Below are 15,004 nucleotides of genomic sequence, written 5' to 3' on the forward strand. Positions count from 1 at the left end.
CGCCGTCGACCGGAGCCGAGCCCGAAACTCGGTCGGAATTCATCGTGCCATGTGTCATGTGACATTGTACAGTGGCCTGACCTCGTCCCCCATTGTGGGAGGCTCCATGTCAGAGACGACCGGCGCGCCCCCGAAGCTCACGTCGCACGTGCTGGCGGCCCGGCTCGAACGCCTGCCGATCTCCCGGTTCCACTACAAGCTGCTCTTCGCGGGCGGCCTCGGCTACACCTTCGACGCGATGGACGGCGCGATCGTCGCCTTCATCCTCCCCTCCGTCACCGCCGAATGGGGCCTGTCCAGCGGAGCCACCGGCATCCTGGGCAGCAGCCTGCTGATCGGATTCCTCTTCGGCGCGTTCGGCGCCGGGGTGCTCGGCGACAAGATCGGCCGGCGCGCGGTGATGGTCAGCGCGCTCATCCTCTACGCGGCCGCGAGCCTCGTCGCGGCCGCCGCGCCGAACTTCGCGGTGCTGTTCGTCGCGCGCGTCGTGGCGGGCATGGGCACCGGGGCGGAGAGCGCGATCATCGCGCCCTACCTGTCGGAGTTCGTGCCCTCGCGCGTGCGCGGGCGCTACATCGGTTCCCTGGCCGGGTTCTTCGCGTTCGGCTACGTGTTCGCGAGCCTGCTCGGTTACTTCGTGGTCAGCGACGTGCCCCACGGCTGGCGCTGGGTCCAGGTGCTCACGGCCGTGCCGATCGTGATGCTGCTGTGGTGGCGCCGCTCGCTGCCGGAGTCGCCGCGGTTCCTGCACGTCCACGGCCGGGTCGCAGAGGCCGAGCTGGTGGTCTCCGACATCGAGCGCCAGGTGAGCGCCCGCGTCGGCCCGCTGCCGCCCCCGGTACCGTCCACACAGGACGAAGACGTGCAGGTGTCCTCGGGCACGATCCGGTCGAACCTGCGCGCGCTGGTGTCGACCGGGCTGCGCAAGACCACGATCACGTCGTGGGTCTACTGGTTCGTCGCCATCTTCACCTACTACGGCTTCTTCACCTGGATCCCCTCGCTGCTGGTCAAGCAGGGCTTCGACATCTCGAAGAGCTTCCTGTTCTCCATCCTCATCTACCTCGCGCAGATCCCCGGCTACTACTCGGCCGCGTTCGTGAGCGAGCGCATCGAGCGCAAGTGGACGATCGTGATCTACCTGGCGGGCGGTGCGCTCGGCGCGCTGGGGCTGGCCTTCGCGGGCAACAGCACGCAGATCCTGATCTGGGGCATCGTGTTGTCGTTCTTCATGAACGGCAACGCGGCGCTCGAGTACTCCTACACGTCCGAGATCTATCCGACGATGATCCGCACCACCGGCCTCGGCGTCGCGTCGGCGGTCGGCCGGATCGGCGGCATCATCGCCCCGATCGTGATCGGTTTCTCCTACAGCAACGTCGGGTTCGGCGGCGTGTTCACCATGCTGCTGGTCCTGCTCGTGATCGGCGCCGGGGTAGTGGCCGTGTTCGGCCAGCGCACCACCGGCCGCTCGCTCGAAACGATCGGGCAGGAGACGATCGGACGTGGCTGAACCCCGCGAACCCTCTGGAGGTGCCCGCATGTCCGCCGACCTCAGCGTCCGGCAGGTCAGTGTCGTCGATCCCGAGTCCGAGCAGGTGACCGGCGAGCAGGTCGTCCGGATCACCGGCGGCCGGATCACGGCCGTCGAAGCCGATCCCGGCGGTCCGGTCGAGGCCGGCGAACTGGACGGCACGGGGCTGTTCGCCGTGCCGGGGCTCATCGACTGCCACGTGCACGTGAACGCCGTGAGCGCGGCGCTCGGTACAGTGGCCGACGAGTCGCCCGCGTACGTGGCCGCGCAGGCATCGCACCTGCTGAAGGACATGCTGGCGCGCGGATTCACGAGCGTCCGCGATGTCGGGGGCGCGGACTTCGGGATCGCCGCCGCCGTGGCCGAAGGCCTGTTCGCCGGTCCGCGGATCTTCTTCGGCGGCAAGGCCCTGTCCCAGACCGGCGGGCACGGCGACCTGCGGCCGGCGGGGCGCGACGTGCACGACCAGCACTACGCGATCCCGGTGCTCGGCCGGGTGTGCGACGGCGTCGACGAGGTGCGCCGCGCCGCGCGCGACGAGATCCGCCGCGGCGCGTACCACCTGAAGATCATGCTGTCCGGCGGCTGCGCGAGCCCGACCGACCGGGTGGATTCCCTTCAGTTCTCCGACGAGGAGGTGACCGCGATCGTCGAGGAGGCGGCCGCGGCGAACCTCTACACGGCGGGCCACGCCTACACCGCCGACGCCGTGAACCGCGGGCTGCGCCTCGGCGTCCGCACGATCGAACACGGCAACCTCCTCGACGCGACGTCGATCGACCTGTTCCTCGCCCACGACGCGTTCTACGTGCCCACGCTGATCACCTACCAGGCCTTGCTGGAGCAGAGCCGCGAACTCGGTTTCACGGCGGAGCAGTACGAAAAGGTCGTGCGGGTGACGGAAAACGGCTATCAGGCGTTGCAGCTCGCCGACTCCGCCGGTGTCCGCATCGCCTACGGCAGCGACCTGCTTGGCGCGATGCAGGCACGGCAGTCGGAGGAGTTCTCGTTGCGCGCCAAGGTGCAGAAGCCGGCCGCGGTGCTGCGCTCGGCCACCACGGTCGCGGCCGAGCTGCTGCGCCAGGTCGGCACCGTGGGCACGCTCGCGCCCGGCGCCCGGGGTGACGTCGTGCTCGCGCGGGCGAACCCGTTGGAGGACCTCGACGTGCTGGCGAACCCGTCGACCGGGCTCGCGGCCGTGGTGCAGGACGGGGTGGTGTGCGTCCGGCGGTGACGACGGTGTTCCGGCCTGGTCCCCTGGCCGTGGAATTCCGGGCCAGAGGGGGCCTGACAGGTCCCCTCTGGGCGCCGGATCGGGCCTCGCGCGTCGTTAGCCTCGGTCGTGGATCGCAGCCACACCAGGAGGAACGCACCCATGAAGGCCATGTTCATCACCGCGTACGGCGACCCCGGCGTCATCGAGCCGGCCGAGGTCCCCGAGCCCGCCCCGGGGCCTGGTGAACTCAGTATCACCGTGTCCCACTCGGCCGTCGGGCTCGTCGATGCGATCATCCGCCGCGGCGAACTGGCCGACTACGACTACGCGCCACGACCGCCGGTGGTGCCCGGGCTCGAGGTGGCCGGCACCGTGCGCGCCGTGGGCCCGGGCGTCGAGCGGTTCGCCGTCGGCGACGAGGTGGCGACGCTGACCCTGCCGCGGATGGGCGGATACGCGGAGGTCACCGTCGCGCCCGCCGACCTGGTGGTGCCGCTGACGGGCACGGGTGTGAGCCGCGAACAGGCCGTCGCAGGGTTCGCGAACACGGTTACTGCGTACCTGTCCCTCACCGAGGCGGTGCGCCCGCCGGTCGGCGGCAAGGTGCTGGTGCACGGCGCGCTCGGCGGACTGTCGTCGGTCTACCCCGAGGTGGCGCGGCTGCTCGGGGCGAACGAGGTGGTCGGCACCGTGCGCCGGGCCGAGCAAATCGACGCGGCGCTCGCGCTCGGGTTCGACCGGGTGGTCCTCTCCGATGAATTCACCGAGGCGCTGGGAGACGAGCGGTTCACCGTGATCGTCGATCCGGTGGGCGGCGACGTGCGGCGGGCCTCGGTCGGCATGCTCGCACCGATGGGCCGGCTGCTCGCGGTCGGCAACGCGGGCGGCGAGCACGGCGCAGCGCTCGACTCGAACGCGGTGTGGGGCGGCAACATCGGCGTCGTCGGGTTCAACGTGGGCGGCTACCTGGCCGCCGACACCTCACCGGCCGTGCCTGCGGCGCGGGCGGTGCTGCCACTGTTCACCGAGGGGAAGATCAGCCTGCCCGTGACGACGCTGCCGTTCGCCGAGGCCCGCGAAGCGCACCGGCGGATCGACGCCCGCGAGGTAAGCGGGCGGCTGGTTCTCGCTTCGCTCTAGGCTCGGGCGCATGGAGCGGGACGACGAGCTGAGCGAGTTCCTGCGCTCGCGCCGCGCCCGGGTCACCCCGGCCGAGGCCGGGCTGGGTCCGGGTGCCGGCGTTCGCCGCGTCCCCGGCCTGCGGCGCGAGGAGGTCGCGCGGCTGGCCGGGGTGAACGTGGACTACTACGTGCGGCTGGAGCGCGGCCGCCGGATCAACCCGTCCGATTCGGTGCTCGACGCGGTGGCCCGCGCGCTGCGGCTGAACGCCACGGAGCGGGCGCACCTGTTCGCGCTGGTGCGCCCCGGGAGCACCAGCCCGGCGCGGCGCTCGGTTCCGCCCCAGCGGGTGCGGCCGTCGGTGCACCGGATCCTCGATGCCCACGAGCCGCTCCCGGCGATGGTCCTCGGCCGCCGGATGGACGTGCTCGCCGCGAACCGGCCGGCCCGCGCGCTGTACACGGACTGGGAAGCCCTGCCCGGACCGTCGCGCAACATGGTGCGATTTCTCTTCACCGACCCGGCGGCGCGCGGCGTGCTGGTGGACTGGGCGGGCAGCGCGACCGAGGCCGTCGCGCACCTGCGCCTCTACCAGGGCCGTTACCCCGCCGACCCGCTGCTGGCGGACCTGGTCGCGGACCTGTCGGCCGCGAGCGAGGACTTCCGCGACCGGTGGGCCGACCACGACGTGCACCAGCACACCCACGGAGCGAAGAGCTTCAACCATCCGGTGGCGGGCCGGTTCACCCTGGCGTACGAGCTGCTCGGTGTGCTGGACGACGCGGACCAGTTCCTCACGCTCTACACAGCGGAACCGGGCTCGGCGTCGGAAGCCGCGGTGCGTCACCTCCGCGCGGCGTCCATCGCGGATGCCTGAACGCGTTCGGCCCAGCCGTCAGCCGAGGCGGATCGTCGCGGATTCCGGGCCCGCGCTGACTTCCACCGCACCACGGCAGGCCGCGAGCCGCGCGTAGTCGGGCCCGGTGAGAACGACGATCGGCAACCGCAGGTCGTACAGTTCGGCGGCGACCCAGGCGCCGAGCATGAGGATGGCGTCGGGTTCGGTGAGGACGAGGGCGGCGGGCGCGGTGCCGCTGCGGATCTGCTCGGCCAGGACCGACGACGAGGAACTGGAGCCACGCGCCCGCGGCAGCACCACGACGCGGCCGGTGAGGGTGGCGCCGCGCTGGGGGTGGTGTTCGTCGACGATGCGGCCGGACAGGTCCGTGCCGCCCCAGAACGACAGGGGCGCGTCGAGCACGAGCGGCTCGCCGGTGGCTTCGCCGGGGAACACGGTGCGTCCGGTCAGCTCGCCCACAGCGCCTCGTCCCGCACGATCCGGCCGGCCCGCGCCGACGCGACGCATTCGGCGAGCGAGCCGAGGGCCACGTCCACGCCGATGTTGCCGGGCGCGTACCACGCCCATTTGCCGGAGTTCGTCATCGCCGTGCGCAGGCCGGCGTCGAGGATCGGCGTGATGTAGGTGCAGGTGTCGACGACAATCCGGGCCCCGGCGGAGCGCACGGTTTCCGCGTAACCGAGCCGATCGGCCTCCGCGAGCACGGCCCGGCTTGTGGTCACGTAGGCGCGCACGTCGTGGTGGAACGGCCCGCCGTCGGCGAGCAGAGCGGCCAGGCGCTCGAACTCCGTGAGCGAGAAGTGCGGCGTGCCCAGGCACAGCGCGTCGAGGTCCGTGCCGTGGGCGGTGGTCAGCTCGTCTCGGATGGCGCGCACCTGGTCCGCGTCCACCCCGTGCGTCACGAGGTCCGGCGACGCGACGGCCGCGAGATCCGGCGCCTCCGGCGTCACACCGACGACGTGGAACAGCCCCACTCCCCCGCTCGACGCCGCGGCGGCGCCGAACGCCTTCAGCTGATCCTCCGTCACGGTCGCGGGCACGCCGGTCAACACGGGTACCCCGCTGCCCGCGAGCCGGCCCGCGAGGTGGCCGAGCACGCCCCACGCCGCGTCCTCGCCCAGCAGCCGCCAGGACAGGGCCGCGCAATCGAGCCGGATCGTCGCGCGGCGGTTGTCGTCCCGGTGCAGGCCCGCGTCGGGCACGCGGCCGGTGATGGCGGCGCCGATGTCGAGGAAATCGCCGTAGCGGTCGGTGCGGGCGCCGAGCACGGAGTTGGCGAACACGATCGCGTTGGACTCCGCCCACGCCACGTGTGTGCCGAACGCCGGCCGGTGCGTGAGCTGGTACGGCGCGCAGGTCCACGTCGGCTCGCAGCCCAGCGCGGTGTAACCCGCCATCAGGCGGCGTGCGTTGGCGGTCGTTTCGGCATCGGCGTGCACGAGGTCGGGATGGCGCAGGTCGAGGGAGCCGACGTTGAGCGTGGTCGGCACGGCGACACGGCCGCCGAGCTCTCCGAGCCGTTCGACGAAGTCCAGGCCGGCCTGGCCGTGGTAGAGGCAGCCGTCGACGTGGGCGGACTCGACCGTCAGCAGCCGGGTGGCGCCCCGGACCTGCGCGAGCGCGATGACCATGCGCAGGCACAGTTTCGCCGCCTCGCCGTGCTCACCGGCGAGCATCGCGTTGTCCTCTTCGGACAGTTCGAGGTCAGCCACGCGCGAGGTCCCCGAGCGTCACGGGCTGCGCGATCGGCCGCGCCGCGACCCCGGCGAGGTCGGCGGCCGTCGGTTCACGGCCGCATTCGGCGGCGACGAGGCAGGCCGTCGCGTAGCCGCAGACTCGGCCCTGGCACAGACCCATCCCCGGCCGGGCGAGCAGCTTGACCGTCCGCGCGTCCGTGGCGCCCAAGTCCTCGACCGCGCTGCGAACAGTGCCGACGGACACCTCTTCGCACCGGCAGACCTGCGTCTCGGAGTCGAGCCACGTCTGCCATCCGGGTCGCACGGGGTGGGCCGCGTGCATCGCGTTGGCGAAGGCGCGCAGCGACTTTCGCTGCCGCAACAAGCGCGCGACGATGTCCCGGTTCGGCTCGGCACCCACCGTGGTGAGTGCCGCGTGCAGACCGGCCAGCTCACCCTCCACCAGCGACAGTGCGGAGCCGCCGACTCCGCAAACCTCACCGGCGAGGTAGACACGAGGCGTGGTGGCGCGCTGCTGGTCGTCCGCGACGGCGACGAGACTGCCGTCCGCGCCGAGGCGGGTTTCGCAGCCCAGTTGCAACGGGAGCTCCAGCTGGGGCGTGAAGCCGTAGCCGACGGCGACGGTGTCGCACGCGACCGTCCGCTCGCTGCCCGCCACGATCCGCCACTGCCGATCGAGCGAAGCGACCGTCACGCTCTCGACCCCGTCCGTGCCCTGGGCGGCGACGACCGCGGTGCGCATGAGGTACGGAACCCGTTGGCGCAGCAGTGTTTTCAGGTACCCGGCGCCTTCGGCGAGCTTTCCGGCGTTGGCCAGCACGGCCAGCGGTGACCGGGCGAACCCGGCGGGCGAACCGGCCTCGAACACCCCCGCCACCTCGGCGCCCGCCTCGACCAGCCCGGCGGCGACGGGCAGCAGGAACGGACCCGTCCCCGCCACCACGACCCGGCTCCCCGCGCGCACGCCGTGGCCCTTGAGCAGCGCCTGCACGCCACCGGCGGTGTAGACGCCTGGCAGCGTCCAGCCGGGAAACGGCACCTGCCGGTCGTACGCGCCCGTCGCCACGATCACCGTGCGGCAGGAGACCTCACCGCGGTCGGTGTGCACCGTGAAGCCGCCGTCCGTGCGCTCGACGTGCCAGATCGCGTGCCGCGTCCGGACGTCCACTCGGGACAGTCCCGCGCGCAGCCGCACGAGCGTCGGCCAGTCGTGGTGGCCCACGCCTTCGTCGCCTTCGCGGTGGCGCCAGAACTGCCCGCCCACGCGCGCGCCGGTGTCGACCAGCGTCACTCGCGCGCCGGCCGACGCGGCTGTCACCGCCGCGGCGAGCCCGGCCGGGCCGGCCCCGAGTACCGTGATCTCCGCCGCCTCAGCAGGAAAGCTCACCACGGCCCGCTCCTTCCTGCGGTTCGATGACGTCACCCGGCAGCACCTCGGTCAGGCACGCGCGCCGCCCCGGCTTGCCGTTCACCACGACCAGGCAGTCGAAACACACGCCGATCCCGCAGAACACCCCGCGCGGCGCGCCATCGCGGCGCGTCGTCCGCCAGGACCGGTGGCCTGCGGCGATCAACGCGGCGCCCACGCTCTGCCCGGCTTCCGCCACGATCTCCTGGCCCCGGAAGGAAAACTTCACGCGCTCGCTCACGCGACCTCCTCGAACCGGTCCGCCCGGAACGGCGTCAAGTCCAGCTCCGGCTTCACACCTGTGGCCACCTGCGCGATCAGGTGCCCTGTCGCCGCGGCCAAACCGATGCCCGCCCCTTCGTGACCGCACGCGTGCACCAATCCCGGCAGCCGCGGGTCCTCGCCGATCACCGGGAGGTGGTCCGGGCAGTACGGCCGGAAGCCGAGGTAGCTGCGCAGCAGGGAAACGTCGGCGAGGAAAGGGAAAACACCGATCGCCTGTGCCGCCAGCTTGCGCACCACGGGCAGCGAGAACTGCCGGTCGAAGCCGACGCGTTCGCGGCTCGCACCGATGAGCACCGTGCCGGCCTGCGTGCCCTCGACGACCACCGAAGTTTCCAGCCCGGCGTCGCCACTCGAGACGTTGGCGACGTAGTCGGCCGTGTAGACCTTGTGCCGGATCACGCGCGGCAGCGGTTCGGTGACCAGCACGAACCCGCGCCGCGGCAGCACCGGAATCGGGGCACCCGCGAGCTTCGAGACGTCCCCGCCCCACGTGCCCGCGGCGTTCACCACCCACGGCGCGGAGAACTCGCCGGCCGACGTGAGCACCCCGCCGACCGAACCATCGGCCCGGCGCCGGAACGCCCGGACCTCGACCCCCGGGTGCAGCTCGGCGCCGAGCCGACGCGCTTGACGCAGAAGCGAAGCGGCCGCGAGCATCGGCTGCACCTGCTTGTCCTGCGGGTAATACGCGCCGGAAGCGACGTCCGGCGTCAGGTTCGGCTCCAGCTCGGCGACCTCGGCCGGTGTCAGGTCGTCGACCGAGACACCCCGCGCGCGCTGCTCCGCCGCCAGCTCCGCCAAGCCCCGGGCGGCGTCCGCGGACTGCGCCACGACCACGCCACCCTTGTGTTCCAGCTCCAGCGAAGCGGGCCCGAACTCCTCCCCCAGCCGGGCCCACAGCCGGATCGACAGCAGCGCCAGGTCGAGCTCCGGCCCGAGCTCCTTGTCCGACACGAGGATGTTGCCCTCGCCGCCGCTGGTCGTCCCGCCGGCGACACCGCCGCGGTCGAGCACCGCGACGCGCAGGCCCGCGGCCGCGCAGTAGTAAGCGCACGCCGCCCCGACCACTCCGGCGCCCACGACGACCACGTCGGGGGACCTTCCCGTCGCCACCATGGCCAGTAGTATGTCACATTGCACAATGCCAGGACGTGCGGTTCCCCACGCCGGCCAGTCGCGCCGGGCGCCCAGATGCACCGTTGGTCGCGCTCAACGCACCCCATCTGGCGCCGCCTCAGCGCAGTACGGCGCATCCCAGGTCTCCGAGGAGTCCCACGCCTGCTGGCGGCCGATCGTCGCAGCGATGGCACCGATGACGAACGAAGAACTCGCCGACGTCTCCGCCATCCTGCGCCGCATCGATCGCCACCTCAAGGCCGAACACCACGGCCCACAATGAAACACGGGACGCCGTCAGACACCGACCGGTCCGGCCCGACGGGCAGAGCACCCCCGGTACAAACAGCAGCTACGGGCCTGCGGCCCGCCCGACAGCAAGACGAACCATGCGACGAGCGGAGCATCCGACAACGCTACGAGCGAATTCGGAAGCTCACACCCCGCATGATCGATGACCCGCGCACACTGGGGAGAGCCGCCCTCATCGTCCGAGTCGCCCTCGCTCGCCGACATCAGAGAGGTTGACCTTCAACGCCGGAACCCAAGCAGTGCCTGGCGCTCTGCGAGGTGAACTAGAAGCGCGTCCTAAAAATTCCCAGTCAGACCTTGCAGCACTAGTCCAGCCAGGGCAACAATTGAGCCAATCGGGCCGAATCTGCAACGCCGGGCTTCACCTAGGGTAGCCACAACCTCGGCATTTGGTTGTAACCAGTCAGTTGCTCTTACACAGTGCAATGGCGTTTGCAACACTTGATCGTTGCACAGGATACCCCAAGTAACAGATCGAGTTTCGCGAGGGGACAATGGTCGAATCAGCAAATCGAGAGAAGACACAACCGATCGAGGTCTTTTTGGAAGTTGACCCCCAGCAAGGTTCCGGCGACTTGGCTCCCCGAAAATCTGCGCCCGAGGACTTCAGGAAGCGCGCCTCTGAAATCACTGCCTGCGTCGAAGAGGTCGCGAACGAATTCCGATCAAAGCTAGGCGAACTGATGAATAAATCTGCTGACAAAAGCTGGAATGTCAATGCTATCGAGATCGGGTTCGGCATTACAGTTCAAGCCGAGACGGGAATCCTGATCGCCAAAGCATCCGCTGGCACGAATTTTTCGGCCAAGTTGACGTTCAAAGCCTCAGCGGAACTGCCATGACGTTCGCGATCGGCCGACTTTCCAACGCCAAAGGAGAACTCGGAACCGTATTTGCCGCATCCGATCGGCGAGCATTAACAGCCTTCCATTGTGTCGGCGATCGCGCCAGTGGAAAGGTGACATCGCGTCGCGTAATTTGCACCTGGGAAGTCGGTCAAAGTAGAGCAATAGTTGAAGAATTCGATGTCATTAATGATGTCGCCGTCCTTCTCCTTGACCGCACGCTTCCCGCAGGTTTAGACGCAATACCCCTCACTCGAGAGGTGAATGAACACGCGAGATTCATGGCACCAGGTGCACCCGCAGATATTGAAGGTGTCTTCACTTATGCCGCCTCGGGCTCGATCACGCGAGTTGACGCTCGACGCACCGAGGACGGGGCGTCCGTAATCCAGCTTTCCAGCGTGGATTCGATAGCGGGTCTTTCGCTTCACGGATTAAGCGGCGCGCCGGTGCTTGTCGGACACCCACAGAAAGCGGTAGGCGTTGTACGCTGGAATCCTCGACGTATCAACGAGCCAACCCTCGCCGCCGGAGCGGCGATCTTTGCTACCCCCTCCGCAGTAATCCTGGATCGTTGGCCGAAGCTTGATCCAATCACAGGACTAGATCAACTTGACCTCAAAAAGGTTTTCCAGCAACTAGTCAGGAGACATAAATCAAGAAGCTTGACTTCATTCTCGGAGGAATTACTAAAATTCTTAGTAAGATGCGGAATTGGCCTCGAGGTAGATGATCTGAGAATCAAAGCAGACGCCAAGGGGCGGCATAATTGCATGATCGAGATTGAACAGAGCGCAGTAGTTATCGAACTGAGCACAGACCTTCGAAACGACGGAGAGATCAAGTCTGGCGAGTGGCAGTTGAGTCGCCAACTTGCGGCATATTCTCGATCGAGCGAACGCCGCTATATTGGATTGCTCACTGATGGCGCGATATGGTACCTCTACCATCGTTTCGATGGCAGGCTTCGGCGAGTCAATGAGGCAACTCTGACAATAGATCCCACTTCGTCGACTCCCGAACAGTTACAGTCATGGCTTGAAGCGTTATTGTTAACCGGAAAGCAACTTCCGCCAACCCCCGTAGAAATCGTACGTAAACTGGGTGCCACAAGCCCGTCTTATGCGCTAGACAAAACCGAACTCAACGCAATCTACCAAAGAAGTAAGAAGACGCCCGCTGTCAAGGTAAAGCGAGCCATGTGGGCCAATCTACTTACGACTGCGGCGGGAACCAATTTCACCGATGATGACAATCTCTTTGTCGACCACACGTTTCTGGTTGTTATGGCCGAAATAATTGGCCATTCCGTCGTAGGACTCAACCCCGAGGACCCATCAATTAGCGCCGAAACAATTGTTTCCGGCTCACTATTTAGTGAATCACAGATTAACGGGGTCGTAGAGGCGGACTTCTTTGACTGGATAGCCCAGGTGCCTGGCGGTGAGCGGTTCGTAAAAGACCTCGCGGAACGGATCGCTCGCTTCGCTTGGGGTAAAGTTGAGCACGATGTACTGAAGGTGCTATATGAATCAATTATCCCCCAAGAAGTACGGCATCAATTGGGAGAGTACTACACTCCGGACTGGCTCGCCGAAGAGATCGTTGATCACTGCGTTTCTGCACCGCTTTCGGACCGAGTACTCGACGCGAGTTGCGGAAGTGGCACCTTCCTCTTTCATGCAGTTCGAAAGTACACAGCCGCCGCCATCGATGCTGGTATGCCAGATTCAGATATCGTTCGGCAGGTGGGCAAGCATGTAATTGGATTCGACGTGCATCCGGTTGCAGTCACGCTTGCACGAGTAACGTACCTGCTAGCCATAGGAATGCAGCGACTCCGGGCACGTGGTCGGCCGGCCTTTGCTATCCCAGTTTATCTAGGCGATTCGCTTCATTGGGGCCAAGAGTCCACTTTGTGGTCGAACAATAGACTAAACATTCCTACGGAACTTGACCATCGAACCTTCCTCAATGACCCGGACCTACTCGCAAGCAACGAGGGTACGCCACATCTGACGTTTCCCGATTCGATTGTTGCCCATGCAGATCGATTCGATCGCCTAGTGAACGAACTCGCAGATTTGGCTACCGATAGACCACGTAAGAGCACGACACCTTCGCTCTATGCGATCTTCAAACGTTTCGAAATTGAGGACGAAACTGATCAGTCGGTTATCGAGAAAACTTTCAAATCGATGTGCCAGCTACACGATGATGAGCGAAATCACATATGGGGCTACTACGTCCGCAATCTTGCGCGCCCCGTCTGGCTGTGCCGCCCCGAAAATCGAGTGGATGTCCTGATTGGCAATCCTCCTTGGCTTGCATATCGGTACATGACAAAGATGCAAAAGGCGTCCTTTAGATTGATGTCGTCGGAGCGCGGTCTATGGTCGGGCGCGTCCGTTGCAACCAGTCAAGATTTGTCTGGACTCTTTGTAGCGCGCTGCATCGAGCAATATCTCCGGATCGAAGGTCACTTTGGCTACGTAATGCCACTTGGCGTACTGTCGCGGCAACAATACTCAGGCTTCCGTACTGGAAACTTCTCAACAAGCTCTGACATTGTAGGCGTTGACTTCGACCAGCCCTGGGATCTTCACCAGATTAAGCCGTCATTCTTTCCACAATCAGTAGGCGTCGTATTTGGAAGACGCGGTAAGAACACTTCGGACAGTTCTTCCTTACACAAGCGAGCCGAGACTTGGAGCGGACGCTTTGCCACCAAAACTGCAAGCCTCATCGAGGCGCGTCCCCGTATTTCACGCACGATAAGCGAACAATTACGGGTCGGCCAGGAATCCAGGTACAAGAATAGCTTTACTCAAGGGGCAGCTGTCGTGCCAAGGTTTCTTTTCTTGATCGACGAGGACGTGGCGAGCCCGCTGGGATCCGGAGAAAATCGGCAGACGGTCCGTAGTAGTCGAAGTTCATCTGAAAAACCACCTTGGAAGACACTTCCTGGACTTCGTGGAAGTGTGGAGCGCGAATTCATACGGTCGGTATATCAGGGCAACGCCATCCTGCCATTTCGTTGCCTTACCCCGAATAAGATGATTGTACCTTGGGACGGGAAAAGGCTTCTAGGTGGCGATGACGAGAGGCTCGACACGCACCCCGGGCTTGCCAAATGGTGGCGGTCTGCAGAGAAGGTCTGGCGAATGCATAGATCAAATGAGGACCTCACCTTGCTCGAGAACTTCAACTACCGGAATAAGATCTCGCAGCAGCTACCAATCGCAAGGCAGCGAGTTGTCTACAACAAGAGTGGAGCATATCTAGCGGCCGCAATAGTAACCGACGACACCGCGATTATTGATCAGCAGCTATACTGGGCTGTGATCGAAGATCACAATGAGGCCCTGTTCCTGACTGCAATTTTGAATTCAAACACCGTAACTCTGATGGTTCGCCCCTTACAAGCTCGAGGGGAACATAATCCGCGCGACTTTGCGAAGACAATATTTCAGCTGCCGATCCCACTCTATAGCCCAAAAAACGCCGAACATCTCAGACTTGTGGATCTGGCCAAGCGGGCAGAGTTGGTGGCCCGCGATACGCCATTGGCGTCGATTCGATTTGAAGCGCTACGTCGAAGAGTTCGCGAAGCACTTATCAGAGATGGCGTAGCTGCCGAGATCGACGAAATCGTAAAGAAGTTGCTTTCCTAGCCGATCAACTCGCCCGCTGGTATTTATGAGTTTTAGGCGCTAAGCGCCGAATGAGCTAGTACTTGCAGGAATCGTGCACCGTCCGTCGCTCTTCCAATGTCAGGTCTGGCCACGCCTCCCGCGCCCGGCGATATCGACATTCGCCAGCGGCGGCGGAACGGCGGTAAACTCTGCGCGCAGCCGCTGTTCACGCTCTGCGAGTGTTCGGCGGACAGTCTGCCACTCGGCCGTGGTCAGCTCGCCCGGCGTGGCCCACAATGCGGCCAGTTCGTCGCGCTGCTGCTCGACAGACTGAAGCGCCGCAATGATCTCGTCTCGGCGCTGCCCGTGCTCGTCGGCCACAATCGCGTTGAGGAACTCGGACTCGTCCAACTCCTCGAACAACCGACGCACGACCTCTTTCTCTGTCAGTTCAAGCATGACGCCGACACAGGAGCTGCCGGCACCGTTCGGATGGCACGTCAGTTAGGGCACGGGGGGGCACTGGTTCACCATTCGTCCGTTTCCCACGATGCCGCATCGCTCCTGCCAACGGAGCGGAGCAGACCCCGCACACCGCAAGCCCCGCTCGTGAGCAGGTACCGGCGACCCGTTGCCTGCCCGGTGTGCGCGGCACCGATCTCGTACTCGCCCCCGTCTTTTCGTCGCACAGTCCGAGGCTGAGACAGCTTCAACCGGCAAGCTCGCCAGATGTCCTCACTGAGATGCGCTCCCACTCACCACGATGCGCCCCTGATGCACCCGGTACCCGGCGATGGTGGGGTTGGTGACCATCTTTGCGGACGATGTTGGCGTAGAACGCGCCGCCCTAACACCACGCAGCACGCGCTATCTCGGTCATGTCCACGACCGTCACCAACGGCAGCCATGCCCTGACCAGTGCCAACCCTGTCGTCGTCACCCATGCCAACGACAGTAGGTCAACAGAAGATCGGTCGC

Annotated in this window: 12 protein-coding genes; 6 read left to right on the forward strand and 6 right to left on the reverse strand. The window is 65.9% G+C overall.

Annotated features, from left to right (window positions below; all coding sequences use genetic code 11):
• The first annotated feature begins 106 nt into the window (after nt 1-106).
• The 4 genes from ABZU76_RS29655 to ABZU76_RS29670 all read left to right on the forward strand — a co-directional run bounded on the left by ABZU76_RS29655 (nt 107) and on the right by ABZU76_RS29670 (nt 4,746).
• On the forward strand, nt 107-1,513 hold the full coding sequence (locus tag ABZU76_RS29655; RefSeq protein ID WP_354875191.1) for an MFS transporter: 1,407 nt from the start codon (nt 107-109) through the stop codon (nt 1,511-1,513).
• A 28-nt stretch (nt 1,514-1,541) separates the two neighbouring features.
• Complete coding sequence (locus tag ABZU76_RS29660; protein WP_354875193.1) at nt 1,542-2,768, forward strand: amidohydrolase family protein; 1,227 nt, start codon at nt 1,542-1,544, stop codon at nt 2,766-2,768.
• Between the two features lie 141 nt (nt 2,769-2,909).
• Entirely contained in the window at nt 2,910-3,890 is a 981-nt protein-coding gene (locus ABZU76_RS29665) for a zinc-binding dehydrogenase (protein WP_354875195.1), read from the forward strand.
• A 10-nt stretch (nt 3,891-3,900) separates the two neighbouring features.
• A complete protein-coding gene (locus tag ABZU76_RS29670) occupies nt 3,901-4,746 on the forward strand; it encodes a helix-turn-helix transcriptional regulator (RefSeq protein ID WP_354875197.1) in 846 nt (281 codons plus the stop codon).
• 18 nt (nt 4,747-4,764) lie between these two features.
• On the opposite strand, the gene ABZU76_RS29675 is transcribed toward ABZU76_RS29670, so the two are convergent.
• From ABZU76_RS29675 to ABZU76_RS29695, 5 genes are read right to left on the reverse strand one after another with little or no spacing between them, the layout of a single operon-like run.
• The gene (locus ABZU76_RS29675) at nt 4,765-5,187 is read right to left on the reverse strand and encodes a DUF126 domain-containing protein (RefSeq protein ID WP_354875199.1); all 423 of its coding nucleotides are present in this window, start codon (nt 5,185-5,187) and stop codon (nt 4,765-4,767) included.
• Nucleotides 5,175-6,440, reverse strand: coding sequence for an aconitase X catalytic domain-containing protein (locus tag ABZU76_RS29680; protein WP_354875201.1), 1,266 nt, complete (start codon nt 6,438-6,440; stop codon nt 5,175-5,177). Before ABZU76_RS29680 ends, ABZU76_RS29675 begins: the two co-directional genes overlap by 13 nt.
• Entirely contained in the window at nt 6,433-7,812 is a 1,380-nt protein-coding gene (locus tag ABZU76_RS29685; RefSeq protein ID WP_354875203.1) for an FAD/NAD(P)-binding oxidoreductase, read from the reverse strand. The genes ABZU76_RS29680 and ABZU76_RS29685 overlap by 8 nt, the downstream gene beginning before the upstream one ends.
• Entirely contained in the window at nt 7,796-8,074 is a 279-nt protein-coding gene (locus tag ABZU76_RS29690; RefSeq protein ID WP_220239015.1) for a (2Fe-2S)-binding protein, read from the reverse strand. Before ABZU76_RS29690 ends, ABZU76_RS29685 begins: the two co-directional genes overlap by 17 nt.
• Nucleotides 8,071-9,234: an FAD-dependent oxidoreductase gene (locus ABZU76_RS29695; RefSeq protein WP_354875205.1), complete on the reverse strand. Its 1,164-nt coding sequence runs from the start codon at nt 9,232-9,234 to the stop codon at nt 8,071-8,073. Before ABZU76_RS29695 ends, ABZU76_RS29690 begins: the two co-directional genes overlap by 4 nt.
• Nucleotides 9,235-10,040: 806 nt before the next feature.
• Here ABZU76_RS29695 and ABZU76_RS29700 point away from each other — a divergent pair.
• Nucleotides 10,041-10,388: a CU044_2847 family protein gene (locus tag ABZU76_RS29700; protein WP_354875207.1), complete on the forward strand. Its 348-nt coding sequence runs from the start codon at nt 10,041-10,043 to the stop codon at nt 10,386-10,388.
• A complete protein-coding gene (locus ABZU76_RS29705; RefSeq protein ID WP_354875209.1) occupies nt 10,385-14,065 on the forward strand; it encodes an N-6 DNA methylase in 3,681 nt (1,226 codons plus the stop codon). The genes ABZU76_RS29700 and ABZU76_RS29705 overlap by 4 nt, the downstream gene beginning before the upstream one ends.
• A gap of 99 nt (nt 14,066-14,164) precedes the next feature.
• Here the strand turns inward: ABZU76_RS29705 and ABZU76_RS29710 are convergent, their stop codons facing one another.
• Nucleotides 14,165-14,485 carry a hypothetical protein gene (locus tag ABZU76_RS29710; protein ID WP_354875211.1) on the reverse strand — a complete coding sequence of 107 codons (321 nt, stop codon included), beginning with the start codon at nt 14,483-14,485 and terminating at the stop codon, nt 14,165-14,167.
• Nucleotides 14,486-15,004 lie beyond the last annotated feature (519 nt).

It is taken from the genome of Amycolatopsis sp. NPDC005232 (genome assembly GCF_040607795.1).
Classification (GTDB): Bacteria; Actinomycetota; Actinomycetes; order Mycobacteriales; family Pseudonocardiaceae; genus Amycolatopsis.